This window comes from Erythrobacter cryptus DSM 12079, from assembly GCF_000422985.1.
In the GTDB taxonomy this organism is placed as follows: domain Bacteria; phylum Pseudomonadota; class Alphaproteobacteria; order Sphingomonadales; family Sphingomonadaceae; genus Erythrobacter; species Erythrobacter cryptus.
In genome coordinates this window covers 16,724-43,681 of the sequence record NZ_AUHC01000009.1, presented here as the reverse complement: position 1 = coordinate 43,681, position 26,958 = coordinate 16,724, and the positions used below count along the sequence as shown (strand labels likewise).

The window sequence follows — 26,958 nt, the reverse complement described above, 5'->3', positions numbered from 1 at the left end:
CCTGTTTTTTGCTCTGGCTCCGGGCAATCAGAACCGACCGGTCACGCCGAGGAAGAAGTTGCGGCCCAGACCCGAGACCGGATAGGCCGAACTGGAAAGATAGGGTTCCTCGTCGGTCAGGTTGTTGATGCCACCGTAGAAGGTGATGTTGTCGGTCGCATCGAGCGAGAAGGCGAGGTTGTGGATCCAGTAATCCGGCGCAAAGCCAGCCGGCCCAAACTCGAAGTCGATACGCTCGATCTGGATCACGGACGCAACGGCAGTCGATTCAATGTACTGCAGCCCGTAGTTGAGCGTGAAATCCCCGCGGTTCCAGGTGATGCTGCCGAAGCCCGAGAACTCCGGTGCACCCAGCTCCCGCAGGCCCGGATTGGCAATGTCAGGGCGACGCGGGTCGAAGAACCGGTTGAGCCGCTCGGTCCAGTTGCCATTGATCGCGAGGTTGAAGTTGTTCTGCCCCAGGCTGAAGGAATAGTTGAGCTGCGCATCGATCCCCCGGGTATCGAGCCGGGCGAAATTGATCTGCGACTGGCGCAGGAAGTTGAAGCCCAGGAAAGTCGGCGAGCTGGGATCGCGATTGCGGCTGAACAGCGCGCAGAAGTCGTTGGGGAACGTCGGCAGGTCGTAGCAATTGTTGACGATGTCCTGCGCCGAGACCGCCGCAATCGCATCATCGATCTGGATCGAATAGTAGTCCGCCGAAAGCGTCAGCCCGGGGATGAACCGTGGTTGCAGCACCGCCCCCGCGGTGAAGGTGGTCGCCGTCTCTTCCTTGAGGTTGGGGTTGCCGCCCGAAACGCCGGCGAAACGGGCCGTGAGCGGGTCCTCATAGCCAGCAGGAATGCCATCGGCGCGGCAATTGTTGAGCCGGTTCTGCGCGGCCGGATCGTTGTTGGCGATCAGGTTGTCGATCAGCGACTGGCTGCACGGGTCAGCGGGGCGGAAGAAGGCCGTTTGCTCGGGGCTGAACAATTCGGCAATATTGGGTGCCCGGATCGCCCGGGCATAGGTGCCCCGCAAGCGCAGGTCGGGAAGCGGTGCCCAGATTCCATTGACATTCCAGGTGAAGGTCCCGCCCACGGTCGAATAGTCGGCATAGCGGCCTGCCGCGCCGATGCTCAGTTCATGGAAGAACGGTTCGTCGCGCAGGATCGGCACTAAGATCTCGCCAAAGACCTCGGCGACGTCGAAGGAGCCGCCGGCATTGAGCGTCCGGGTGGCGTCAAAAATCAGAGACTGGTTGCTCGAGACCGTGCCGATGAAGGTTCCGGCCGGGCCGGCAGGCGAGCCTTCCGGCAAGAGACCAAGAACGAGCGGATCGAATGTGCTGCGCGAGGTCTCCTTGCGGTATTCCGCACCCAGCGAGAACTGCACCGCACCACCGGGCAGGTTGAAGAAGCCCCCGGTATCGCCATTGAGCAGGCCGGTGACGACAGTCTGCTCAAGCCTTGCCCTGTCGGTGGTGGGGGTGGTGATCCATTCGACCGCCTCGGGTGTTACCGAATTGACCCCGCGGAACAGGTTGACCGGCACGCAGCCGCTGTTTGCCCCCGGCGTGAAAGTGAAAAAGCCCCCACGGATGACGGGGAAGAACTGTGACCCGGGGTGCGGCGCGGCGGACGGGTTCAGCGTCGAGCGGCAGATGGGTTGGCCATTGGCCGGATTGGTCACAACATCAATCGCTGCGAACAGGCGGTCATAGAGCACCGAGTTGTGGTTGGTTGTCCGGTTGTCGGTGCGACCATAATTGCCAACCAGTTCATAGCGCAGGTGCGGGGTGATCTCGCCGTCGATCCCGCCGACGATACGGTAGGTCTGGCGCCGCGATTCGGAGATGCCTTCTCCAAGGTCAAGAAAGTCGCGGCTGATGCGCAGCCCGCGTGCTTCGTTGGCATCGGCGCGCAACACGTCGGGGATGAAGGGATTGTCTGCGAAAATCAGCAGGCTATCGTAGAAGGTGTTGTAGTTGTTCCGGCTGATCGCATCGTTGCGGGAATACTTGGCATCGAACCACACCCGCGCGGCGCTGGAAAACTCGTAGCTTCCCCGCAAATTGGCATAGATCCGTTCCGAGCCGGGAATGAGCGAGGTCTCGTTGGTGCGCTCGACCGCCCCATCGCCACCGAACTGGTTGGAATCGGTAGAGATGATGCCATCCTGGAAGATCCTGACGCCGCCATTGGGCGTGGTCACATAGCAGCCGCCACCGCCAAAGCCGGTCTGGCCGATATAGCTCTCGTCGCAGTCAGGAATGCCGTTGTTGTTGATATCCGCATTGAAGAAACCGAAATCACGCCGGAACACCAGCCCGGCATTGCTCGAGATGGCAAAGCGCGGGTCGGCCCCAATCACGAATGCAGGGGCGTTGGCAGCCCGATCCACCAGCGCCTGCTCGGCCGCAGTGATCCCCCCCGGAAACAGGATGCTGACCAAGGCAGGGGAGGGGATGACCGGACCGTAGGGGAAAACGCCAGGGCCACCGACGCGATAGCGATCGGCGAAGTTCGGCATGGTTGCCGGATTGATATCACCCCGCTGGAAGCGCTTGAGCGGGTTGGCATAGGTGGTCGAATTGTTGCCCCGACCATTATTGCGGGTGAATTCACGCGCGCCGAAGAGAATCTCGTTATCCTTGGTGTAGCCGGCAGCGAAGGTCACATTGCCGCGCCCCTCGGCAAAATTCTTGCCGTAAACCCCCTCGATCCGGGCGCTGCGTCCATCGCCTTTGGAAGAAATGCCCATTTGGCCATCAAGGGTGAGACCCTCGAAGTCGCGCTTGAGCACATAGTTGACCACACCGGTAACAGCGTCCGCACCATAGACGGCCGATGCCCCGCCGGTGAGCACTTCGACCCGCTCGACCAGAGCATTGGGGATGGTTGCCACGTCGACGGTCTGCGAGCCCGCGACACCCGAGACGTGACGCCAGCCATCGACCAGCACCAGCGTCCGGTTGGCGCCGAGCTGGCGCAGATTGAGAGTTGCCTGACCGACCCCCCCGGCGCCGCGCTCGAGCGAGTCCGCCACGGTGCCCGAGGAGATGAGGGCCGGGATTTGGCGCAGGGCCGCGGTGATGTCGGTCGAACCGAAATTGCGCAAATCCTGAGCATCAAGCGTGCTGATCGGCAGCGGCGCTGTGGCATTGGGATCGCGCACGATGCGCGATCCGGTAACGACGATCTGCTGGGCAGCCTCGCCCTCGGCTTCGGCAGCTTCCGCCTCAGCAAGGTTGTCTTGCGCCTTCGCCACCGATGGAACAGCAACGGAAAGCAGAATTGATGTGGCAAGTGCTGCGCAAGAAACCGTGTTTAGAGAGCGAAAGCTAACTTTGGAAAAGCGCATAAGGATCCTCGTATTTATTGGAAATATTCAAAAGGTCGGTGCTTTTGTGGCGCCGAAATTCACACGAATGAACTACCGAAATCCTGCGGAGACATGGCAAAGCCAACGCCTGTGGGCTTTCGGTGGTTCCGCCTGCTCTTTACGCAGTCCGTCGAACAGAGCGTCCCCTGTCGCCGAACCTTTTGTGCGCGTGCTTACGCACTTATGTTTGGAGATAGACTATAGACCTGCGTTTTCAGATGTAACCCAACACTGGCGCTGCATCGAGAACAGAAGAACTTTGCTGTAAGCCTGTCACCTCAAAGCAACAATTCGCCGGGTGCGCCCGGGGGGGGATGCGGGACGTGCGGCCACTTTTGAGGGGTTCGCCTTGGCCTTGCAGCTCTGCTAGCAGGCGGGCATGACCGACGAGCTTGCCCCCGCGCGCGCCGCGCTTGGCGCCGCCCATGCCTATGCCGAAACCGTGCGCAGCAGGTTGCGCGCCGAGCTCGCGCCGCAAGGCACGCCCGATCCGGCCCTGCTTGGCCGCGCGCAGCACGCCGTCCACGGCTATGCCTGGCTCGCCGCGACGCTCGCGATGCTCGAGGCGGGGCTCGACTGGGCCGCCCGTGCGGCCGCGCTGGGCAGTTTCGGCACGCTCGAGGCGCTGGTGCTGCGCATCGGCATGGGCGAATATCTCGGCCAGATCGTCCACGGCCTGCCGATGAGCGCGAGCGAGATCGTGCGCCCGGCGGCCTTCGGCTGCGAAGCCGAGGCGCGCGCGCTTGCCGCCGAACCTGCGGTTGCGCACTTCCTGGCTGAGGGCAGCACACCCGAAAGCCGCGCCGCGCTCGCCGCGCTGCTCGCCGAGGGCGCACGGCCGCACGAGGCGCTTGGCGATGAGACGCTCGATCTCATCCGCGCCGAGCTGCGCGCCTTTACCGCGGCGGAAATCACCCCCCATGCCCATGCCTGGCACCTTGCCGATGCGCTGATCCCCGAGGAGGTGATCGCCGCCATGGCCGCACTCGGCGTGTTCGGCATTTGCATTCCGGCCGAGCATGGCGGGCTTGGCCTTGGCAAGCTCGCCATGGCGGTGGTCTCGGAGGAATTGTCGCGCGGGTGGATCTGCGCCGGCAGCCTCGGCACAAGGGCGGAGATCGCGGGCGAGCTCATCAGCGCCAATGGCACCCGCGCCCAGCAGGAGCGCTGGCTGCCGCGCATCGCCGATGGCACCTGCCTGCCCACGGCGGTGTTCACCGAGCCTGACACCGGCTCTGATCTGGCCGCGGTGCGCACCCGCGCCGAGCGGCAGGCCGATGGCAGCTGGCGGGTGACGGGGGCCAAGACCTGGATCACCCACGCCGCCCGGGCTGACCTCATGACCATGCTGGTGCGCACCGATCCAGCCGCGCCGGGCCATGCCGGCCTGTCGATGCTGCTTGCCGCCAAGACCCGCGGGACTGAGTGCGATCCCTTTCCCGATCCCGGCATTTCCGGAAGCGAGATCCCGGTGCTCGGCTATCGCGGGATGAAGGAATATGCGCTCGGGCTCGATGGCTTTGCCGTGGCGGCCGATGGCCTGCTCGGCGGGGTCGAGGGGCAGGGGTTCAAGCAGCTGATGCGCACCTTTGAAGGCGCGCGCATCCAGACCGCGGCGCGCGCGATCGGGGTTGCCTGGAATGCCTTTGATCTTGCCCGCGACTATGCGCTCGGCCGCCACCAGTTCGGCGCGCCGCTGATCAGCTTTCCCCGCATTGCCGACAAGCTGGCGCTGATGGTGGTGGAAACCGTGCTGGCGCGCGAGCTGACCTATGCCGCCGCCCGTGCCAAGGACCGCGCGGTGCGCTGCGACATCGAGGCCGGAATGGCCAAGCTCATCGCCGCGCGCGCCGCCTGGAGCGCTGCCGACAATGCGGTGCAGATCCACGGCGGCAATGGCTATGCGCTCGAATACCCGATCAGCCGGGTGCTGTGCGACGCGCGCATCCTCAACATCTTTGAAGGCACAGCGGAAATCCAGGCACAGGTGATCGCGCGCGGGCTCTTGGCGGGTCAGGGGCAGGCGGCGGCAACGGTCCCAGCCGCTCCCGCCGAGCGCGCGGCCTAGAGCAACCGGCGCGCGCCCGCCGCGATGGCCCCTGGCGCGCTTTGCGGCGGGGTCATCACCGCGGTGCGCAGATCGATGTGGCGCGGGCGACCGGCGCGCAGGCGCAGCATCCGCGTCACCTTGCGCACCAGTTCGGCCGGTTCAAACGGCTTGCGGATGAAATCCTGCGCCCCGGCAAAGATCGCCTGGGCCTCGTCCTCCTCGCCGCTCAAGGCGGTGAACATGATCACCGGCAGATCATAGAGCAGTGGCGAGCGGCGCAGGCGGCCGAGCAAGGTCATCCCGCTCTCGCCCGGCATGGCATGGTCGAGCAGCAGGATATCGGGCCGCTTGCGCCGCACGCACATCCACGCCGCCGCGGCGCTGGTGACCCAGCCGCAGGCATGGCCGGCATCGATCAGCACCTCGCTGGCGCGTTCGGCGATCAGTTCATCATCATCGGCAATCAATATGCGGGCCATGGCAGGGGCCTTGCTTGGTGACGGGTTTCACCCGTGTTGTTAACCATGTGACGGTTCCAGCCGCCTTGGAGCGCCCCCCCGGACAATCGCTTAGGCTTGCGGGGACGCTGCCTTGCCCCGGTCATGCGCGGCTGCCAGTGTCGGCCCATGATTCGCGACAGCCTCAAGCCCGCCCCCGATGCCTCCCGCATCGGCCCCTTCTATGTCACCGAGGGCATTCACAACCTGCGCGATTATGGCGGCTATGCGGTAGCGGGCGGGGGCCGGGTGGTGCGCGGGGTGCTGCTGCGCTCGGGCCAGCACACCGAGGCGAGCGATGCCGACCTGGCGCTGATCGAGAGCCTTGCCATCCAAACCGTGATTGATCTTCGCGGGGTAAGCGAGCGGCGCGGCTTTCCCTGCCGCCGCCCGCCGGGCTTTGCCGCGCGGGTGATTGCGCATGAGGGGGAGACCAGCAATTCCCCCCCGCACGAGGGCGGCGGCGGGCAGGTGGAGATGACGGCAGTGCGCGCGCGCGAACGGATGCGGCGATGCGGTGGCCTACGTCTCGCAGTTCGAGGGATGACGGCAGTGCGCGCGCGCGAACGGATGCTCGCGGTCTATCGCCGGATGCCGCACAATCCGGCGATGCACGCGATCTTTGCCCGCTATTTCGCCGCGCTCGCGGAGCATGAGGGGGCCAGCCTCGTCAATTGCTTTGCCGGCAAGGATCGCACCGGGATTGCGGTGAGCCTGCTGCTCCATGTGCTCGGCGTGCACCGCGATGATGTGGTGGCCGAGTTCCTGCTCACCAACCAGGCGCCCACCCGCGAGGTGCTCGAACGCCAGTCGCTGCCGCGCATGCAGGCCCATTATGGCGCCATTGCGCCCGAGGCGCTCGATTACCTGATGGGCGTCCACCCCGAATATATCGAGACCTTCTTCGACGAAGTCGCGCGTGCCCACGGCTCGCTCGATGCCTATCTGGCTGAAAGCCTGGGTGTCAGCGCGCAAACAAAAGCGCGCCTGCGCGCGCGGCTGGTGGCGTGACAATCGCCGCCAGCGCCCCCATATCGCGCCCCCACACCAGACATTCGCAATCAAGAGGCAAGGCACCATGGCCACCCACCACACCAAGATGCTGATCATCGGTTCGGGCCCGGCGGGCTATACCGCGGCAATCTATGGCGCGCGGGCGATGCTCGCGCCGATCGTGGTGCAGGGCCTCCAGCCCGGCGGACAGCTTACCATCACCACCGATGTCGAGAACTATCCCGGCTTTCGCGAGGTGGTGCAGGGCCCCTGGCTGATGGAGGAGATGAAGGCCCAGGCCGAGCATGTCGGCACGAAGGTGGTGTGGGACACGATCACCTCGGTCGATCTGGAAGGCGGCCCGCCGTTTCGCGCCATCGGCGACAGCGGCGATGAATATGTCGGCGAAACCCTGGTGATCGCCACCGGCGCGCAGGCCAAGTGGCTGGGCGTTCCGGGCGAGCAGGAGCTGGGCGGCAAGGGGGTTTCGGCCTGCGCCACCTGCGACGGGTTCTTCTATCGCGGCAAGAAGGTGGCGGTGATCGGCGGCGGCAACACCGCGGTCGAAGAAGCGCTCTATCTCACCAACCATTCGGATGATGTGACGCTGATCCACCGCCGCGATGCCTTGCGCGCCGAGAAGATCCTGCAGGAGCGTCTGTTTGCCAATCCCAAGATCCGGGTGCTGTGGAACAAGGCGGTCAGCGCCTTCGAGGCCGGGCCTTCGGGTCTGCTCGAACGGCTTGCGCTCACCGATACGGTGACGGGCGAGACGAGCCACCTTGCTGTCGATGGCGCCTTCGTGGCCATCGGCCATGCCCCGGCGACCGGATTGTTCAAGGGCAAGCTGCCAATGGACGAGAGCGGCTATCTCCTCACCGAGCCGGGCACGCCCAAGACCGCGATCCCCGGGGTCTTTGCCGCTGGCGACGTGACCGATCACACCTATCGCCAGGCGGTGACCGCGGCGGGCATGGGCTGCATGGCCGCGCTCGATGCCGAGCGTTTCCTGGCCGCGCGCGCCCATGCCGAAGCGCGCACGGCGCAGGCGGCGGAGTGATCCGCCGCTCAGCCGCCAAGGTGGAGATCGAACACCGGGATCGCGGCGTGGAAAATCAGCACCATCAGCGCCAGCGATGAGAGTGCAAACAGGGCAAAGCGGATCGCCACCTTGTTGATCGTTGCCTGCACCAGCGAATGGGCGATGCGCAGGGCGACATAGGCCCAGGCGATGATGGCGTTGATGCCATCGCCCTGGCCGATCACCGCCAGCACGATCGCGACGGCATAGAACAGCGTCGGGGCTTCGTGCAGGTGGTTGTAATTGTCGGCCTTCCAGCTGACCTTCTCGGTCAGCTGGGCGCGCAGCGAAGCGCCGGTGGTGCCGACGAGGCTCTTGGCATCCATTCCGGCCTTCATCATCGCCGGGATGCGGGTGGCATACATCCACACCCACATCACCATCGTCCAGGCCAGAAGGGCAACGACGGGCTTCAGGATTTCCATTCCGATCATCGCCTGCTCCTCAACCTGGCAGCGCCGCAGGATCGGCGAGCACGGTGGCCATCACCGCCCGCACCGCCAGCACGATCAGCGCCAGCGTGCTGGCGAGGAACAGGGCAAAGCGCACGGGGATGGTATTGACGAGGTTCTGCCAAAGCGAATGCACGATCCGCAGCGCCACATAGGCCCAGGCCAGCGCCACATCGAGCGCGCCCGGCCCGGTGAGCGCAAGGATGATTACCGTGGCATAGAACAGCGTCGGCTGCTCGTGCAGATGGGTGTGATTGTGCGCGGGCCAATTGGCCTTGTCGGGGATCACCCCTTCGAGATCGCAGCCGCGCACCCCCGGCTTGTTCGGCAGCACCGACTTGTCGGCCACCCTGGCGATGGCGCCGAAGCGTGCCGGGATGATCCACAAGAGCACGATCAGCGTCCACACCACCAGCACCGCGGCCGGCGCGAGCATCTGGGCCTGCATCGCCATGTCCCCTGATTGACCCCTTCAGGCGAGCGGGTCTGCGGCAAGGCGAAATCATTGTCAATTGCAACCCGTCGCCGGGCGATCCGAAAAAATACGGAAGGCCAGCGATAAAGGTGTCAAGCCTAACGCTTTGCTAACCATTCCTGCGTATCTGCCCGGGGGATGAACAGGACCCGCACTTTCAAGCACCTGCGTGCTGCCGGCGCCAGCATGGCCGCGATCGGCCTTATCATTGCCGCTGTTCCGGCGCAGGCCGGGGGCGTCACCGCCGGTACGCTGATCGAGAACACCGCGATTGCCAGCTTCGATGATGGCAGCGGCGCGCGCACCATCAGTTCCAACACAGTGCAGGTGCGGGTTGACGAGCTGCTTGATGTCACGCTGACCTCGCTCGATCCCGGGCCGGTCGCGGCGCGCCCGGGAGAGGCGGTGCTGGTGTTCGAACTGACCAACCCCGGCAACGGCCCCGAGGCCTATCGCCTCACCGCCAATCCGGCGGTGGCGGGCAATGACTTCGATACGAGCGTGGTCGCCATCGCGATCGACAGCAACGGCAATGGCACCTACGAGCCGGGGGTCGATGCGATCCTGCCCGCGCCGCAGACCACCGCCGAACTTGCGCCCGATGCGGGCTTGCGCATCTTCGTGATCGTCGAAGTGCCCGCATCGGTCAGCGATGGGGCACAAAGCAGTGTGGAGCTGACCGCCACGGCGGTAACCGGCACGGGTGCGCCCGGCACGATCTTTGCCGGACAAGGGAGCGGCGGGGGCGATGCCGTGGTTGGCACCACCACGGCCAGCGCGCTGGCCCGCGGCGAACTTGTTGCCGGGGTGGTGAGCGTGGCGCTGACCAAGGCGGTGGCGCTGCGCGATCCGTTTGGCGGCAGCGAGGCGGTGCCCGGATCGATCGCCACCTTCACCATCACCGCCAATGTGACCGGAAGCGGCAGCGTGGCCGGACTGGTCGTCACAGACGCCATCCCTGCCGGCACCCGCTACGTGCCCGGCAGTCTCACGCTCGATTCCGCCGGCTTGAGCGATGCCGATGACAGCGACGCCGGCAGCGCCAGCGATGCCGGCGGCGTGCGGGTCGCGCTCGGCACCGTGTCCGGCGGCACCAGCCACGCCATCAGCTTTGCCGTGGTGATCGAGGAATGACCAGCACAACCGAAAGGAAAGAAGGGTTGCCAAGATGAAAGGATTCCATCTCAGGATGCTTGCGGCTGTGGCCGGGGCGCTGCTGCCGCTGGCCCCGCTGGCGGCGCAGGACGCCAGCCCGATCAGCCTTGTCGGCGATGTCAAAGCGGTCAAGACCATCACCGAAGCCGATGGCACCACCCGCACCGAGCTGGTCGCGCCGGCCGCGATCGTTCCGGGTGACCGGTTGGTGTTCGGCACCGACTATGCCAACAATGGCGCCGAGGCCGTCACCGGCTTTACCGTCACCAACCCGCTGCCTGCCGCCGTGCGGCTCGCGCCCGATGCCGATCCGGCGCTCGAGGTCTCGGTCGATGGCGGCAAGAGCTGGGGCCGGCTGGCCGACCTCACGGTTCCCCAGCCCGACGGCACCACCCGCCCGGCGACCCACGGCGATGTCACCCACGTGCGCTGGGTGATCGCCAGTATCGCGCCCGGAGAGAAGGGCCGGCTCACCTATCCAGCCATCATCCGCTGAAAAGAGCGGGCGATAACCGCCAGGCCCTGCGGGCGGAGTTGATCACGCGGGGCACACGCAAAGGACCAAGCCATGAAGACCACCTCCCAATTGCTGGGGGCGGTGAGCGCGTTTGCGCTCGTCGTCATGTCCAGCGCCCCTGCCTTGGCCGAAGGGACCAATGCAGGCGCAACGATCACCAACAATGTCTCCGTCAGCTACAATGTCGGCGGCATTACCCAGAATGCCGAGACGGCAAGCGACAGCTTCACCGTCGACCGCAAGGTGAATGTCACCGTCAGCTATGTCGGACCGGCGACCTCGGTTTCGCCCGGCCAGCAGGATGCGGTGATTGCCTTTGATGTCACCAACCTGTCGAACGACACCGTCGATCTTGCGCTTGCGAGCGCGCTGACCGCCGGTGCGGCCGCCAACATCAGCAACTTCCGTATCTATCGCGACAGCAACGGCAACAACACCTTCGATGCCGGCGATGCGCTGGTGACCTATCTCGACGAGGTGGCCGAGGATGCGACGGTGCGGGTGTTCGTGCTCGCCGATATCGGGCTCAACGCCGTCAATGCCGATGTCTTCGACGTGACGCTGACCGCCAATGCCCATGCGGCCGGCGGCGCGGGGGCGCTGGGCGCCGAGCTGACCGCCACCGCCGGGGCCAATACCAGCGGCGTCGATACGGTGCTCGCCGATGGCGCGGGCGCGACCGACCTTGCCAACCAGGGCGATTTCTCCGCCACCGGGCAGTATACGGTCGCGGGCGCGGTGATCACGGTCGCCAAGACCAGCCGGGTTGTGAGCGATCCGGTCAATGGCACCACCAATCCCAAGGCGATCCCCGGGGCGACGGTGGAATATTGCATCACCGTGGCGAACGCCGCGGGGGCGGCGACCGCCACCGATGTCAGCGTGACCGACGATCTGCCCTTCGACGTCACCTACAACAACGCCTTTGGCATCTTCGTCAACGGCAATGCCACCTGCAGCGCCGGCACCCCGGGCGGCACCTACAGCGCCGGCACCGGGCCCTCGGGCGAAAACCAGGTGCTGGCTGACCTCGACGATGTCGCGGCCGGCCAGACCCGCTCGGTCTATTTCCGGGTCGAGATCAACTAACCCCCTGATCCGGAGGACAGGCCTTGCGTGTTCCCTGCTCCTTGCTGCGCGTGGCAGCAGCACTCTTGGCAGTGCTGCTGCCCTTTGCCGTGCCGCAGGAGCAGGGGCTCGCTCAGGGCCTTGATGCGGCATCGCCCCGCATCATCTCCAATATCGCCGAGGCGAGCTGGCAGGCCGATGGCGCCCGCCGCAGCATTGCCAGCAACCCGGTGCGCTTCGAGGTGCGCGCTGCGCCTGTCGCATCGCCCCCTGCCATCAGGGTCTATCGCCGCGGCGGCGAGAGCGGCACCGAGCTGGTCTATCGCCAGCCAGGCTGCGGCACGGTCCCCGGGCCGATCGGGCGCGCCAGCCTGACGGCGAGCGCCCCCGATGCGAGCGCCGGCAGCACCGCCACGATTGCCACCGCCCGCGTTATCCAGACCGATCAGCTGCGCGGTGGCGAGCCCCTGTTCTTCGAAATCACGGCAGCCGCGGCCAACCGCAATCCCGCCGCGATTGACCAGCTGCGCCTGCGCATCACCACCCGCGAGGGCGATGTCGAGACGATCACCGTGTTCGAGACCGCACCCGACAGCGGTGTCTTTGCCGGGGTGATCGAGACCCGCCGCATCCCGCCCCCGGTGGCGGTCGAGGATTGCCGCCTCAGCGTGGGTGCGGATTCGCGCATCACGCTCACCGCGATGAGCCCCGACAGCGAGACCGCGATGGTCAGCGCCGAGGTTAAGGTGCTGGTCGATCCCTTCGGCGTGGTGTTCGACAGCGAGACCGGCGCGCCTGTCGATGGCGCGCGGGTGACGCTGGTCGATGCGGCGAGCGGCGCGCCCGCGACGGTCTTTGCCGAGGATGGGGTCACGCCCTGGCCTGCCAGCGTGGTCACCGGCGCGCCGGTGATCGACGGGGCCGGGCGCAGCACGCCGATGGGGCCGGGCGAATTCTGGTTCCCGCTCGCCAATCCGGGCCGCTACCGCTTCGTGATCGAGCCGCCGGCGCCCTACAGCGCGCCCTCGGCGGTGGCGCCGGAGGTGCTGGCACGGCTCACCCGCCCCGATGGCCGGCCCTTCGTCATCCGCGAAGGCTCCTTTGCCGATCCCTTCGTGCTCACCGATCCGCGCCCGGTCGAGATCGATCTGCCGGTCGATCGCGCCGCCGGTCCGCTGGTGCTGACCAAGACCGTCTCGCGCCTGCGCGCCGCGCCGGGCGATGTGGTGTTCTACACCCTCACGCTGCGCAATCCTGATGCCGATCGGGTGCGCCGGGCGCTGGTGCTGACCGACACGCCCTCGCGCTGGCTGCGGCTGCGGCGCGATTCGATCCGCATCAACGGCGCCCCTGCGCCAGGCGGCGTGTCGATCACGCCCGATGGGCGCAGCCTCACTCTCGCGCTCGGCGATCTTGCCGGGGGGGCGAGCCTGAGGATCACCTATGCCATGAGCGTGCGCCCCGATGCGCCCGCGGGCCGGGTGGTCAATGACGCGCGCCTCACCGACGCGCTCGGCCGCGAGGCGCGCGCCAGCGCCGCGCTCCAGCTTGAACGCAGCGGGATCGCCGAGCGCATGACCATCATCGGCCGCATCACCGCCGGCCCCTGCACCATGCCCGAGGCCGAGCGCATCGGCGTGCCCGGGGTGCGCGTGATGCTCGAGGATGGCAGCTTTGCCGTCAGCGATGCCGAGGGGCGCTATCACTTCGAGGGGATCGTGCCCGGCACCCATGTGGTGCAGGTGGCGCGCATGACCTTGCCCGAGGGCGCGCGGCTGATCGATTGCCAGGCCAACACCCGCAATGCCGGCAGCGCCTTCTCGCGCTTTGCCATCGGGCAGGGCGGGAGCCTGGTGGTGGCCGATTTCCATGTTCTCCTGCCCGCCGGTGCCGCGCTCCCTGCGCCCGCGCTGGCCGCAGCGCCCGCCGCCGAGGCCCCGGCCAAGGGCGAAAAGCCGCAAGGCACCGCGCCGGGTGAGGCCGACAAGCCCGCCGCCACCGATTACCTGGCGCTTGGCGATGGCGAGGATGGCTTCCTCACGCCTGCGCCCGATGCCAACCCCCGCGCCCCGGCGATCCGCGTTGCTGTGCGCCACCGCCGCGGGCAGAGCGTGCAACTGCTCGTCGATGGCAAGCCGGTCGATCCGCTCGCCTTCGACGGGGTGCTCACTCCCGAAAAGGGCCGCTTTGCGGTGAGCCAGTGGCGCGGCGTGCCGCTCATCAATGAGCGCACCTTGCTCGAGGCGCGGATCGTCAACAGTCAGGGCGAGGTTTCCAAGAGCTTCACCCGCGAGGTGTTCTTCACCAGCACCCCGGCGCGGGTCGAATTCCTGCCCGAGCGTTCGCGGCTGATCGCCGATGGCCGCACCCGCCCGGTGGTGGCGGTGCGGGTGCTCGATCGCAACGGACGCCCCTTGCGCGAAGGGATTGCGGGCACCTTCACCCTCAATGCGCCCTATCAGAGCGCCGAGGAACTTGACCGCCAGCAGCTCAACCAGCTCACCCGCCTTGCGCCGGGCGGAGCGCGCTGGGTGGTGTCGGGCGATGATGGGGTGGCGCTGATCGAGCTTGCCCCGACCATGGTCAGCGGCGCGCTGCGGCTCGGCTTCACCTTCGAGGACGGGCGCATCGCCCGGCGCCAGGAGCTTGAGGCCTGGATCGTGCCGGGCGAGGTTGAATGGACGCTCATCGGCCTTGCCGAAGGCACGATCGGCGCGCGTTCGGTGGCCGAGAACATGGAGCGCGCCGGTCGCTTCGACAGCGATCTGGGCAAGGATGCGCGCGTTGCGCTCTACGCCAAGGGCCGGGTGCTGGGCAAATATCTGCTCACCCTGGCCTATGACAGCGCCCGCCAGCGCGAGGACAGCCCGGTGCTGGGCGCGATCGATCCGCGCGCCTATTACACGGTGTTCGGCGATGGTTCGACCCGCCAGTTCGACGCCGCCAGCCGCGAGAAGCTCTATGTCCGCATCGAAACCGCGACCTTCTATGCGCTCTATGGCGACTTCCAGACCGCCTTCAACCAGACGAGGCTTGCCAATTACAACCGCACCGCCACCGGGGTGAAGGGCGAGGCGCGCTTCGGCCAGGTCACCGCGCAAGGTTTCGCCGCCCAGATCGCCAGCCGCTTCCAGCGCCAGGAGATCCAGGGGCAGGGCATCACCGGACCTTACTCCCTTGCCAGTCGCCGCATCCTGGCCAATTCCGAGCGCGTCACCATCGAGGTGCGCGACCGCTTCCGTCCCGAGCTGATCCTCTCGACGCGCGAGCTGGTGCGCTTTACCGATTACGACATCGATCTCATCGCCGGCACGATCCGCTTTGCCGCCCCGGTGCTGAGCCGCGATGAAGCGCTCAACCCGCAATTCATCGTCATCGAGTTCGAGACCGACGGGACGGGCGAGGCCGAGTGGAACGCCGGGGTGCGGGCCGATTGGACGAGCGCCGATGGCGCGCTGCGGATCGGCGCCAGCGCGATCAGCGATGCCGGGCTGGTCGATGGCCGCGGCGAGGCCGCGCGCACCGATCTGGGCGCCATCGATCTGCGCGCCCGGATCGGCGAGAGCACCGAAATCCGCGCCGAACTCGGGGTCAGCCGCCGCGCCGGCGAGACCGCCAGCGGCTGGCTGGTCGAAGCCCAGCACCAGTCCGGCAAGCTCGATATGCTCGCCTATGCCCGCCAGATCGATGCCGATTACGGCATCGGCCAGCAGAACGCCGCCGAACGTGGGCGCCGCAAGTTCGGGCTTGATGGCCGCGTGCTGCTGAACGAGCATCTCAGCCTCGTCGGCAGCCTGTGGCAGGATGACAGCCTGATCGATGCTGCCCGCCGCCGCGCCGGCCAGGCGCAGATCGTGCTCACCCGCCAGCGCACCGATCTGCGCATCGGGATCGCCCATTTCGATGATCGCCTCGCCGATGGCAGCAGCGCCACCTCGACCGTGCTCGAGGCCGGGGCGACCCAGCGCCTCTTGGGCAACCGGCTCGAGCTTTCGGCGGCCACGGCGCTGGCGCTGGGCAAGAGCGAGAGCCTCGATCTGCCCGCGCGCCACCGGCTGGGGGTGCGCTATGCCATCACCCGCGACGTGCGGCTGGTGGGCACCTACGAAATCGCCGATGGCGCTGCGCTCGATGCGCGCCAGCTGCGCGGCGGGATCGAGGTTTCGCCCTGGAGCGGGGCGCAAGTGGTCACCACCATCGGGCAGGAGACCATCGGCGAGAACGGCAGCCGCAGCTTTGCCGCCTTCGGCCTGTCGCAGAGCCTGCAGGTCAGCCCCTCGCTGCTGATCGATGCCACCATCGATGGCAACCGCACGCTGGGCGGCGCGCCGGCCGCGGGCGGGGTGATCAACCCGGCCCAGCCGCCCGCGAGCGGCGGCCAGCTTACAGGCGGACTGCTGTTCGAGGATTTCACCGCTGTCACGCTGGGTGCGGCCTGGCGCAAGGATCGCTGGAGCATCGTTGCCCGCGGCGAGCTGCGCGATGGCGAGAGCGCCGACCGGCGCGGCCTCACCTTCGGCGCGATCCGCCAGCTTGGCGCGGGCAGCATGGTAGGCGCGGGCGCGACCTGGACCCGGGCCGAGAGCGAGGGCGGGGCGGCAAGCGCGATCATCGATGCCAGCATCGCCTTTGCCCATCGCCCGGATGCCTCGCCCCTCGCGCTGCTCGGGCGGCTCGAATACCGCAGCGACCGCGTGACCGGCGCGCTCGCGGGCGAGGCCGGGGCCAGGGGCGCGGCCGGGCGCAGCGGGCTGGTGGTCGATGGCGATGCCACCGCACGCCGCCTGGTGGCCAGCCTTTCGGCCAATTTCTCCCCGCGTGGGCAGGTGGACGGGGTCGAGGTGCGGCGCCACGAACTCGCGCTGTTCCTCGGCGGGCGCTACAATCTCGATCGCTTCGACGGGATCGCCTTTTCCGGCACCAGCCTGCTGGTGGGCGCCGATGGGCGCATCGGGATCGGTGAGCGCATCGAGATCGGTGCCAGCGCCACGGTGCGCACCAATCTCGAGGATGAGGTCACCAGCTATGCCTTCGGCCCGATGATCGGTGTGGTGCCGGCCGATGGGGTGCTGGTGACGCTGGGCTACAATATCTCGGGCTTTCGCGATGGCGATTTCGGCGCGGCGCGCAGCACCAATGAGGGCGTCTATGCCGCGGTGCGGATGAAGTTCGATGCCGACAGCCTCGGGCTGCTCGGACTGCGGAGGGCCGGGCAATGACAGGGGCCATGCCGCGCCGCGCTAACCGCGCATTTACCATGATTTCCTATGTGCCTCGCATGATTGCGATTGCGGGCAGGCTGCGCCGGGCACTGGCACTGGCACTGATGCTGGTGCTGCTCGCCTGGGGTGGGGCGGCCAAGGCGCAGAACTGCGGCCAGGCCACCGCCCAGGGCGCCGCGCCGGCCAGCTGGCAGACCTATTGCTGGCTCAATCTTGGCAATTATGCCGATGCCACCGCGCGCAGCGCCACGGGGCAGAACCTCAGCTTTGCCCTGCCCGATGGCTCGACCCTGAGCTTCAACCTGCGCGTCACCGGCGGGCGCACCACCACCCATTACAACGCCGTTACCGCCCCTTCGTGGAGCGGGGCGGCGGTGGGCAACACCGCTTTCATCGGCATTCCCGGCCGCACGGTGCTCTACACCGCCAGCGCCGGCACGCGCAGTATCATTCTCTCGAACATCACCGTGATCCCGCCCGCGGGTGCCAGCGCCTCGGTCTTCTCCTTCATCGTCGCCGATGCCGAATCGAGCAACCAGGGCGAGGCCCTGCGCCTGTCCACCAATGGCGGCGCCTGGCAGCTGCTCGACAGCGTGCCGCCGATCAGCGGCGGCACCTTCCCCGCGATCGCTGGGGTCGGCACCAGCAATGTCAACATCACCGGCGTTGCCGGCACGGTCGGCGCCTATATTCTTGGCAGCAACAGCCCCACCTCGGTGACGGTCGAGACCGTGGCGGGGGGGCTGCAAGGGGTGATGTTCGCGGTGCGCTTTGCCTCGATCCGCCTGCAGAAGACCATCACGGGCGCGCGCATCAATACGGCCGATCAGTTCCAGTTCCAGATCGCCTCCAGCATCACCGGGGCGACGCTGGCCAGCGGCACCACCAGCGGCAGCGGCGCCGGCCCCTTTTCCACCAACGCGTTGGTGATGTCGGCGGGCATGCCGATTACCCTGCGCGAGACCATGGCAGCGGGGAGCGCGAGCAGCCTGTCGCAATACAGCGCGCGCCTCACCTGCGTGAACACCATGGGGCCGACGCGCGCCAGCCTGCCCAACAACCTTGCCGCCACCAGCGTCAATATCGGGCAGCTCGAATTCGGCGAAGCGCTGGTGTGTACCTTCACCAATGGCGCCCAGCCGCGCCTGACCTTGCGCAAGGCGCTGGGATCGGGCGGTCGGCGCTTCAGCACCGACCAGTTCACCGTGCGCATCCGCGATGGGGCGAGCGTGGTCGCTTCCTCCACCACCAGCGGCACCGGCACCACTGTCACCGGCGGCAATACCGGCGCGGTGCAACTGGTGGCGGGCACCACCTACACCCTCGACGAGATCGCCGCAGGCACGACCAACCTCGGCAACTACACCGCGACGATGAGTTGCACCAATGCGACCAGCGGCACCGGCACCACCTTGCCCACCACCGTGCCGGGAACAATCGTGCCGCAGCTTGGCGATGTCATCACCTGCACCATCACCAACACCCGGCGCGCCGCGGCATTCCTGGTGGTGAGCAAGACCAGCACGGTGATCTCCGATCCGGTGAACGGCACCACCAATCCCAAGCTCATCCCCGGGGCGATCGTCGAATATGCGATCACCGTGCGCAATGTCGGCGCAGGCACGGTTGATGCAAACTCGATCATCATTCTCGATGACATGCCGGGCCAGATGGCCTTCATGCCGGGAACGCCAGTGACCTTCACCAATGGCACGCCTGCAAGCGGGCTCAACCCCTTCAACGCTGCCACGATGGTGCGATTCTCGTCGGTCGGAACTTCGGGGCCCTTCACCTACACCCCCACGGGCACGGCCGATCCCAATGTCCGCGCGATCCGCATCGCCCCCACCGGCACCATGGCGGCTGCGACCAGCGGCACCAGCCAGCCCAATTTTACCATCCGCTTCCGCGCCCTGGTGCAATAGGCCGCCGCGCGGCAAGACCTGTGGGCGATCGCGGCTTGAGAGCGTGCCGCAGCCGTGATAGGTTTGCCCGAAACAAGACCACAGGGCTGAAAAGCCATGCGAAAGAGGCTCAGTCTCCTTGCGCTTCTGGCCGTGCTCTGGCCGGCCGTATCACTCGCGCAGAGCAACGATGCGAACGAGCGCCTGATCGCCGCCAGCTTGATCGAGGCCGAAGGCGTGGCCCTGGCGCGCGAACAGGCGCAGGGCGGGGCGCTGGTCGAGGCGCTCGCCACGCTTGACCGGGTGCTGGCGCGCTTCCCCCGCTCGGCGGCGGCCCGGCTCGATCGCGCGCTGGTGCTCTGTCGCCTTGGAGATCACCAGGGCGGCAGTGTGGAACTGGCGCGGCTCAAGCCCAAGGATTACCCCGCGGGCTTGCTCGATCAGGCCAAGGGCTTCTGCACCCCCGGCAGGGCGGAGGCTTCGCGGTGAGCGCGCGGCGCGCATCGCTGCGGGCGCTCGGCCCCCTGCTGGCGGCGCTGGTGCTGGCGGCGCCGGGGGCGGCGGGCGCGCAGCAACGGGTGGAGGTGGGCAGCGCCGCGAGCGTTACCGGCGAGGTCAGCATCGAGGCCGCGGGCACGGCCCGGCCGGCAGCGCTGCGGCTGCGCCAGAAGGTGGCCTGGGGCGATGTGATCGCCACCAAGGCCAAGGCCCAGGCGCAATTGCTGCTGCTTGATCGCTCGAGCTTCGGGATCGGGGAGCGCACCCGGCTAAAGATCGATCGCTATGTCTATGATCCGGGACGCGAACGCTCCTTCGTGGCAACGCTGCTCAAGGGCGCGCTGCGCTTCCTTTCGGGCAGCGAGGCCGGCCAGCGCAGCGGCGAGATCGCCACGCCTGCGGGGCGCATCGGCATCCGCGGCACCGCGCTCGACGCGCTGGTGGGCGAGAGCGCGGCGGCGATCGCGGGCAAGGAACCGGCGCTTGCGCGCGTGCGAGCGGACAAGGCCAGCGCCACCCTGGTGGTGCTGCGCGGCCCCGCGGCAGGAGCAGCAAGCGGGCTGACCCCGGGCCGTGCCGAGGTGAGCGGGGCGGGCGTCACGGTGGTGTTGCAGGCCCCGGGCGAGGCGGCTTTCATCCCGCGCGCAGGCGCGGCGCCGATCGGTCCGTTCCGGCTCGGCAATGCCGGGCTCTTGCGGGTGCATGAGCAGATTTCCCCGGCCTGGGCGCGCAGTTTCAAGAGTGGCGGCTTGGGCAAGGCCCTGCTCGGCGCGGCTGCGGTGGCGGCGGTGGCCACAGGCGTGCTGATCGCCACCGATGATGATGACCGGCGCGAGGGCGGCCAGCAGCCGACCGGCCTGCCGCGCAGCGACAAACCCACCGACAGGCCCACCGACAGGGGGCCCGATCGGCCGCGCTGATCGCAGCCCTGCCGGGCAGCGGGTGGCCAAGGCTCTCGCCGGGGCGCGCGGCTATTTTTCCCGCGCCTGAAACACCCCGTCCCATTGCGGCCCAGGCGGGTTGGCTGCGAGCGCGGCGATGCGCGCCGCAAAAAGCGCGCGCAAGGGGCCAAGGCCGCGGGCTTCATAGGCCTCGCGGGCCTCGTCAAGCAGGGCCTCAGCGCGCGCCCATTCCTGCTGCCGATAGGCCGTCAGCATCGCCCCATGCGCGGCCACCAGCGCAGCCATTTCGGGTGCTTGCGCAAGCGTCTCATCACCCAAAAGGGCAAAGATCCTCAGCGGCTGGTCGCGCCCCACCACCCGCACCCGGTCAAGCTCGAGCAGGGCAAAATGGCCGAGCCTTTCGGCCAGGTTCTCGCCAAGGATGATCGGCACGCCATAGGCCTTGGTCAGCCCCTCGAGCCGCGCGGCGACATTCACGGTATCGCCAATGAGCGTATAGCTCAGCCGCTCGCGCGAACCCATGTTGCCGACACAGCACAGCCCGCTGTTGAGGCCGATGCCGATCGCCACCGGGCCGGGCCAGGCGATCTCCTGCTGCGCGGCCATCTCGCGGTTGAGCGTCTCGAGCCGCGCGACCATCGCCAGCGCCGCCCGGGCGGCGTGGACGGGGTGATCGGGATCGTCGAGCGGCGCGTTCCAGAAGGCGAGGATGGCATCGCCGATATATTTGTCGAGCGTTGCCTTATGCGCCAGCAGCACATCGCTCATCGGGGTGAGGAAGGCGGTGAGAAAGCCGATCACCTCGCGCGGGGCAAGGCTCTCGGAAATATGGCTGAAGCCGCGGATGTCGCACATCAGCACGGTCATGTCGCGCTCTTCGCCGCCGAGTTCGAGCCGCCCGGGATCGGCGGCGATCTGGCGCACCAGTTCGGGCGAGAGATAGCGGTCGAAGGCCGCGTGGATGTAGCGCCGCTGCATCTCCTCGCGGTAGAAGGCGAGCACCGTCTGCACCCCATAGACGGCAAGGATCGCCAGCAGCGGCAGCACCGGATCGAAAAGATAGCCGGCCCGGGTGAAGGAAAGCCAGCTCGCCAGCACCACCCCGGCCATGCCGGCAAGGGCGAGGATCAGCCCGATCGCCGCGCCAAGACGCGGCAGCACCAGCGCCAACACCCCGCCCAAAAGCAGCGCCAGCACCAATTCGAGCGCGCGCGCCCAATCGGGCCGCTCGAGAAAATGGCCGGCGCGCACCTGTTCGGCGGCGATGGCATGGGCGCTCACCCCGGCAACGCTGGGGCTCAAGGGCGTGGCGACGAGATCCTGCAGGCCCTCGGCGCTGCCGCCGACGAACACGATCCGCCCCTTGACCGCCTCGGCCAGCGCGGCATCGGAAAGCGCGCCGGAGATGATCGCCCCGGCGCTCAGCACCGGGCCGGGCAGGCGCCGGGGGAAATGGAGCCACATTTCCCCCGCATCGTTGAGCGGGATGGTGCGCGCCCCAAGCCGCACCGCCACCGCGCTGCCCGGCGCGGCCAGGCTCTCGCCGCTGCCGTCGCTGGCGATGAGGAGGGGCGCTGCCACGCCCTCCGCAAGGCGCAGGGCCTCGAGCGCGAGGCCCGGCACCGCCTGGCGGTTCTGAATCGCCACCAGCGGCACCCGCCGCACGATCCCGTCGGCATCGCCTTGCAAGGTGACAAAGCCCATGCCCGCCGCCGCTTCCCGCAAGGGTGCGAGCGGCAGCAGCGCCTTGGCATAGGTGGGCACGTCGCGGGTGGGCAGGGTGCCCGAGAGGGTGAAGGGCGCGCGCACGCTGACATCATCGCCGCCCTTGCCGGGGGCGAGGAAGAAATAGCCCAGCACCACCGGCACATCGGCAAAGCTTTGCGCCAGCAGGCTATCGTGGCGCGGCAGGCCCTTGAGCGCGGCGCCGAGGCCGGGATCGGGATAGGTGCTGGCCAGCACCTCGGGCGAGGTGCGATCGGGTTCGGAAAAGACGATGTCATAGGCGATGGCCGCGGCGCCGGCCTTGCCCAGCCTTTGGGTGAGGCGGGCAAGCAATGGGCGCGGCCAGGGCCATTGGCCGAGGCTGCGGATCGATGGCTCATCGATATCGACCAGAGCCACGCGCGCGCTTTCAGGCCCCTCCCACGGGCCGAGGCGCTGATAGGTGTCGAACACCAGGAGCTGCAGGCGGGTAGTGAGCGCAGGCATGGCGAGCGCAAGGCCAAGCACCGCCAGCAGGGCGAGCAGTCCCACCAGCACGAGGTTGATCCTGGCCATTCGTGCTGCGATCATGGGCTTGCGCTGGTGCCCCTCCCCGATCCTGCGCCGCTGTGTTGGGCGATGGCGTTCAGATTAGGCGCGCAGGGCCACACTGGGCAAGCGGATCGCAGGGGCGCGCGTGGCCGAGCCGGAAGCCTGGTGGTGAAGGGCGAGGCCGGGGCAAGCGGGCTGCTCTCCGCAATCCGCCCCGGGTGCGAGTGTGCCAGCAAGCCCATACCCGGCCCGCAAAGCCGCTCCACACGGGCTCGCGTTTGCGGAGCAATGCAAGAGAATCGATGGAGATAAGAAAACTGGCTGGGGCGGAAGGATTCGAACCTTCGCATGGCGGTACCAAAAACCGCTGCCTTACCGCTTGGCTACGCCCCAGCAGGAGCCGCGCTCTATAGCGGCTCGCGCGGCTATGTGAAGGGGGCGATGTGGGGGGCGCGGCGCGCGCCCGACTCACCCCAGCCGCTTGCCGGCAAAGTCGCTGGCAGAGTGCCTTTCGGGCAATTGGGTTTCGGGATCGCCCCAGAGCTTGTTGACGATTCGCCCGCGCCTCACTGCCGGGCGCGCGGCGATCTCGGCCACCCAGCGCGCGACATGGCGATATTCGTCGATCGCTAGGAAGGTCTTGGCATCATTGTAGATCGTCCCCTCGGTGAAGGGCGCCAGCCAGGGGAAACTGGCGATGTCGGCGATGGTATATTCATCGCCCGCCAGAAAGCGGCTCTCGGCCAGCCGCTTGTCGGCCACATCGAAGATGCGCTTCGTCTCCATCGCATAGCGGTTGATCGGATATTCGTATTTCTCCGGGGCATAGGCATAGAAGTGGCCAAAGCCCCCGCCGATGAAGGGGGCGCTGGCCACCTGCCAGAACAGCCAGGAGAGCACCTCGGCGCGCGCGGTCGGATCCTGCGGCAGGAACATCCCGAACTTCTCGGCCAGATGCACGAGGATCGCCCCGCTCTCGAACACCCTTATCGGGGCCTCGGGAGTGCTGCGATCGAGCAGCGCCGGGATCTTGGAATTGGGGTTGATCGCGACAAAGCCGGTGGTGAACTGCTCGCCATTGGAGATGTTGATCGGCCAGGCATCATATTCGGCCGCGCTGTGGCCGGCCTCGAGCAGCTCCTCGAACATGATCGTCACCTTCACCCCATTGGGCGTGGCGAGCGAATAGAGCTGGAAGGGGTGCGCGCCGCACGGCAGGTCGCGCTCCTCGCGCGCGCCGGCGGTGGGGCGGTTGATGTTGGCAAAGCGCCCGCCCGAAACCGTCTCGGGGCTCCACACCTTGGGGGGCACATAGGGGGCATCGGCCATGGCTCGCAGCTCCTTGGACTTGGGGTTTGCACCAGACTTGGCCGCTTGCCCGCTGCGGCGCAAGCGCGCGCGGCACAGGAAAGACTTGCGCGTGGCCAAGTATGACTTTCCAGCCCGCTGCTAGGAAGGGCGGCGATTGTCGGCTAGAGCGCAGGGCCGAACCTTCCGGAGCTGCCCGCACCACCATGAGCGCAACCTTGCACCCCTTCTTCGATTGCCACAACCACGGCTTCGTGCGGGTGGCGAGCGCAACGCCGTGCAGCCGCAGCGCCGATGTCGCCTTCAACACCAAAGGCGTGCTTGCCGAGGCGGCCAAGGCGCATGGTGCGGGGGTTGATCTTGTGGTCTTTCCCGAACTGTGCCTCTCCAGCTATGCGATCGATGACCTGCTGCTTCAGGAAGCACTGCTTGATCGGGTGGAGCAAGCGCTCGCCGAAGTGATCGCCGCCTCGGCCGCGCTTGCCCCGGTGCTGGTGGTGGGCGCGCCGCTCAGGCGTTCGGGCCACCTTTACAATTGCGCTGCGGTGATCGCCCATGGCCGCCTGCTCGGCGTGGTGCCCAAGAGCTTCCTGCCCAATTACCGCGAGTTCTACGAGAAGCGCCATTTTGCCTCGGGCCGCGATGCGCGCGGGCTGATGATCGCGGTGGCGGGGCACAAGGTGCCCTTCGGCACCGATCTGGTCTTTGCCGCCGACAATCTTCCCGGCTTTCGCTTTGCGGTGGAGATCTGCGAGGATTTCTGGGCGCCGATCCCGCCGGGGATGCGCGCCGCGCTCGCCGGGGCGCTGATCCTGTGCAACCTTTCCGCCTCGCCCGTCACCATCGGGCGCGCCGATGATCGCCACCTCCATTGCCGCTCCTCCGCGGCGCGGGGGATTGCCGCCTATGTCTATTCAGCCAGCGGGCACGGCGAGAGCACCACCGATCTGGCCTGGGACGGGCAGGGGGTGATCTACGAGATGGGTGCGCTGCTGGCCCAGAGCGAGCGGTTCGATCGCAAGGGCGAGTTGTGCATCGCCGATATCGACACCGCCCGCCTGGCTGCCGAGCGGCTGCGCAACCAGACCTTCGCCGATGCCGCCGCGGCCGAGGGCCACCCGGCTGACAGCTTCCGCCACATCACCTTCACCCATGCCTACAGGAAAGGCGATATTGGCCTTGTGCGCGGCGTGGCGCGCTTTCCCTTCGTCCCCGACCGGCCCGAAAAGCTCGACGAGGATTGTTACGAGGCCTTCAACATCCAGGTCGATGCGCTGATGCGGCGGATCGAGGCGACCGGGGCCAAAAGCCTGGTGATCGGCATTTCCGGCGGGCTCGATTCGACCCACGCGCTGATCGTCGCGGCCAAGGCCTGTGACCGGCTCGCCCTGCCGCGCAGCTTCATCCGCGGCTACACCATGCCGGGCTTTGCCACTTCAGAGCGCACCCGCAGCAATGCGATGAAGCTGATGGCGGCGATGGAGATCACCGCGGGCGAGATCGACATTCGTCCGGCGGCGCTCAAGATGCTCGCCGATATCGGCCACCCCTTTGCCGATGGCGAGCCGGTGCATGATGTGACCTTCGAGAACGTGCAGGCGGGCCTGCGCACCGATTACCTGTTCCGCCTTGCCGGCCAGCACGGCGGCTTCGTGCTCGGCACCGGCGATCTTTCCGAGCTGGCGCTCGGCTGGTGCACCTATGGCGTGGGCGACCACATGAGCCATTATGGCATCAATGCCGGGGTGCCCAAGACGCTGATCCAGTATCTCATCCGCTGGGTGATCGCCACCGGCCAGTTCAGCGAGGCCTGCGCCGCGGTGCTCGCCGACGTGCTGGCGACCGAGATCAGCCCCGAACTGGTGCCCCCCGGCGCCGACGGGGCGGTGCAGGCAACCGAGAGCATCATCGGCCCTTATGAGCTCAACGACTTCTTCCTCCACCACGCGATCCGCTATGGCCAGCGGCCCTCGAAGATCGCTTTTCTCGCCTGGCACGCCTGGCGCGATGCCGAGGCCGGGCTGTGGCCGGCGGGCTTTCCGCAAGAGCGCCGCAATGCCTATGACCTTGCCACCATTGCCCGCTGGCTCGACCGCTTCCTGCTGCGCTTTTTTGCCTTCTCGCAGTTCAAGCGCTCGGCACTGCCCAACGGGCCCAAGGTGACCTCGCAAGGGGCGCTTTCGCCGCGCGGGGATTGGCGCGCGCCTGCCGATGCCGTGGCCGAGGTGTGGCGCGAGGAATTGCGCCGGAGCCTGCCCGATGAGGTGGTGCACACGGCCTTCGGCGATGCTTCCGGCTGATGCAGGGCAAGGGCCTGCCTCTCTCGGCGCTCGGCACCATGCTGTTCTGCAACATCGCCTGGGCGATGAACGTGGTGGTGAGCAAGATCGCGGTCGCCGGCCTCGGCGTGCCGCCGCTGTTCTACACCGTGCTGCGCTCGCTCGCGGTGCTGATGGTGCTGTTCCCGCTGCTGCGCCGCATCCCTGAGCGGCTGGGGCTGGTGCTGGCGATCGGCTTTGCCATCACCGGGGGCAGTTTCGGGCTGCAATTCGTGGGGCTTCAGACCGCCAGCCCCTCGGCGGTGGGGATCGTCAACCTTTCAGGCGCGCCGCTCACCGTGCTGTTTGCGATCATCTTTCTGGGCGAGGAAGTGCGCTGGCGCCGTGCGCTCGGCATGGTGCTGGCGCTCGGCGGGGTGGCGCTGGCGATTGGCGCGCCCGCGCCCGGGAGCGATCCGATCGGCCTTGGCTTTGCCTTTGCCGGGGTGCTGGTGGGGGCTTTCGCCTCGGTCTTCGTCAAGCGGCTCGAGGTGGGGGCGGTCACGCTCCAGGCCTGGGCGGCGCTCGCCTCGCTCATGGTGATGCTGCCCGGCACGCTGCTGCTTGAGACCGGGCAGATCGCCGCGATCCGGGCCGCGCCGCTGGCGGTGGCGGGGTGCGTGCTGTTTGCCGGGGTGGTGGTCTCGGTCGGCGCCCATTCGGCCTATTTCCGCCTGTTCCAGCGCCACGATGCCAACCTCATCGTGCCGCTCACGCTGCTCACCCCGTTGCTCACCATCGCCTTTGGCACCTGGCTTACCGGCGATGCGATCGGCTGGCCGCTGATCGTGGGGGGCGTGCTGGCGCTCGCCGGGGTGGCGATCATCGTCGTGCGGCCGAGCCGCAAGCTGTTCAAGTGGCAGCTGATGCGCCCCAAGCTGTGAGGCGAAAGGGCCGGC

At 67.5% G+C, this 26,958-nt stretch carries 18 protein-coding genes and 1 tRNA gene; 12 read left to right on the top strand and 7 right to left on the bottom strand.

Features of this window, described 5'->3' with window-relative positions; translation table 11 throughout:
- Nucleotides 1-27 precede the first annotated feature (27 nt).
- On the bottom strand, nucleotides 28-3,342 hold the full coding sequence (locus tag G524_RS0107035) for a TonB-dependent receptor domain-containing protein (RefSeq protein ID WP_036857602.1): 3,315 nt from the start codon (nucleotides 3,340-3,342) through the stop codon (nucleotides 28-30).
- A gap of 400 nt (nucleotides 3,343-3,742) precedes the next feature.
- On the opposite strand from G524_RS0107035, the gene G524_RS15235 reads away from it, so the two are divergent.
- On the top strand, nucleotides 3,743-5,431 hold the full coding sequence (locus G524_RS15235; protein WP_051220967.1) for an acyl-CoA dehydrogenase family protein: 1,689 nt from the start codon (nucleotides 3,743-3,745) through the stop codon (nucleotides 5,429-5,431).
- Here the strand turns inward: G524_RS15235 and G524_RS15230 are convergent.
- Nucleotides 5,428-5,892, bottom strand: coding sequence for a response regulator (locus tag G524_RS15230; protein ID WP_051220966.1), 465 nt, complete (start codon nucleotides 5,890-5,892; stop codon nucleotides 5,428-5,430). The genes G524_RS15235 and G524_RS15230 overlap by 4 nt on opposite strands.
- Before the next feature lie 147 nt (nucleotides 5,893-6,039).
- Between G524_RS15230 and G524_RS0107020 the strand changes: the two genes are divergently transcribed.
- Together G524_RS0107020 and trxB are read left to right on the top strand one after the other, a co-directional pair.
- Nucleotides 6,040-6,921, top strand: a complete 882-nt coding sequence (locus tag G524_RS0107020) for a tyrosine-protein phosphatase (protein WP_027443082.1) — start codon at nucleotides 6,040-6,042, stop codon at nucleotides 6,919-6,921.
- Between the two features lie 67 nt (nucleotides 6,922-6,988).
- Nucleotides 6,989-7,963 carry a thioredoxin-disulfide reductase gene (gene trxB, locus G524_RS0107015; RefSeq protein WP_027443081.1) on the top strand — a complete coding sequence of 325 codons (975 nt, stop codon included), beginning with the start codon at nucleotides 6,989-6,991 and terminating at the stop codon, nucleotides 7,961-7,963.
- An 8-nt stretch (nucleotides 7,964-7,971) separates the two neighbouring features.
- Here the strand turns inward: trxB and G524_RS0107010 are convergent, their stop codons facing one another.
- Complete coding sequence (locus G524_RS0107010; RefSeq protein WP_027443080.1) at nucleotides 7,972-8,418, bottom strand: MAPEG family protein; 447 nt, start codon at nucleotides 8,416-8,418, stop codon at nucleotides 7,972-7,974.
- A 10-nt stretch (nucleotides 8,419-8,428) separates the two neighbouring features.
- Nucleotides 8,429-8,884 carry an MAPEG family protein gene (locus G524_RS0107005; protein WP_027443079.1) on the bottom strand — a complete coding sequence of 152 codons (456 nt, stop codon included), beginning with the start codon at nucleotides 8,882-8,884 and terminating at the stop codon, nucleotides 8,429-8,431.
- 165 nt (nucleotides 8,885-9,049) lie between these two features.
- Here G524_RS0107005 and G524_RS0107000 point away from each other — a divergent pair, with 165 nt between their 5' ends.
- The 7 genes from G524_RS0107000 (at nucleotide 9,050) to G524_RS0106970 (ending at nucleotide 20,195) form a co-directional block, all read left to right on the top strand.
- Nucleotides 9,050-10,045: a DUF11 domain-containing protein gene (locus G524_RS0107000; RefSeq protein ID WP_036857600.1), complete on the top strand. Its 996-nt coding sequence runs from the start codon at nucleotides 9,050-9,052 to the stop codon at nucleotides 10,043-10,045.
- Nucleotides 10,046-10,079: 34 nt separating this feature from the next.
- Entirely contained in the window at nucleotides 10,080-10,562 is a 483-nt protein-coding gene (locus G524_RS0106995; protein ID WP_027443077.1) for a hypothetical protein, read from the top strand.
- A gap of 72 nt (nucleotides 10,563-10,634) precedes the next feature.
- Nucleotides 10,635-11,672, top strand: coding sequence for a DUF11 domain-containing protein (locus G524_RS0106990; RefSeq protein WP_027443076.1), 1,038 nt, complete (start codon nucleotides 10,635-10,637; stop codon nucleotides 11,670-11,672).
- A 23-nt stretch (nucleotides 11,673-11,695) separates the two neighbouring features.
- Nucleotides 11,696-16,870: an isopeptide-forming domain-containing fimbrial protein gene (locus G524_RS0106985; protein WP_245561319.1), complete on the top strand. Its 5,175-nt coding sequence runs from the start codon at nucleotides 11,696-11,698 to the stop codon at nucleotides 16,868-16,870.
- Nucleotides 16,871-16,929: 59 nt separating this feature from the next.
- Nucleotides 16,930-18,798, top strand: a complete 1,869-nt coding sequence (locus tag G524_RS16980; RefSeq protein ID WP_169447834.1) for a CshA/CshB family fibrillar adhesin-related protein — start codon at nucleotides 16,930-16,932, stop codon at nucleotides 18,796-18,798.
- A gap of 96 nt (nucleotides 18,799-18,894) precedes the next feature.
- Nucleotides 18,895-19,266: a hypothetical protein gene (locus tag G524_RS0106975; protein ID WP_027443073.1), complete on the top strand. Its 372-nt coding sequence runs from the start codon at nucleotides 18,895-18,897 to the stop codon at nucleotides 19,264-19,266.
- On the top strand, nucleotides 19,263-20,195 hold the full coding sequence (locus G524_RS0106970) for a FecR family protein (RefSeq protein WP_027443072.1): 933 nt from the start codon (nucleotides 19,263-19,265) through the stop codon (nucleotides 20,193-20,195). Before G524_RS0106975 ends, G524_RS0106970 begins: the two co-directional genes overlap by 4 nt.
- Nucleotides 20,196-20,246: 51 nt before the next feature.
- Here G524_RS0106970 and G524_RS15225 read toward each other — a convergent pair whose 3' ends face one another.
- The 3 genes from G524_RS15225 to yghU form a co-directional block, all read right to left on the bottom strand.
- Complete coding sequence (locus G524_RS15225) at nucleotides 20,247-22,457, bottom strand: CHASE2 domain-containing protein (protein ID WP_051220964.1); 2,211 nt, start codon at nucleotides 22,455-22,457, stop codon at nucleotides 20,247-20,249.
- Nucleotides 22,458-22,751: 294 nt separating this feature from the next.
- Nucleotides 22,752-22,826, bottom strand: a tRNA-Gln gene (locus tag G524_RS0106960).
- A gap of 75 nt (nucleotides 22,827-22,901) precedes the next feature.
- Entirely contained in the window at nucleotides 22,902-23,762 is an 861-nt protein-coding gene (yghU, locus tag G524_RS0106955; protein WP_027443071.1) for a glutathione-dependent disulfide-bond oxidoreductase, read from the bottom strand.
- 185 nt (nucleotides 23,763-23,947) lie between these two features.
- On the opposite strand from yghU, the gene G524_RS0106950 reads away from it, so the two are divergent.
- Entirely contained in the window at nucleotides 23,948-26,041 is a 2,094-nt protein-coding gene (locus tag G524_RS0106950; RefSeq protein ID WP_027443070.1) for an NAD(+) synthase, read from the top strand.
- Nucleotides 26,041-26,943 carry a DMT family transporter gene (locus G524_RS0106945; protein WP_036857597.1) on the top strand — a complete coding sequence of 301 codons (903 nt, stop codon included), beginning with the start codon at nucleotides 26,041-26,043 and terminating at the stop codon, nucleotides 26,941-26,943. Before G524_RS0106950 ends, G524_RS0106945 begins: the two co-directional genes overlap by 1 nt.
- The last annotated feature ends 15 nt before the right edge of the window (nucleotides 26,944-26,958 follow it).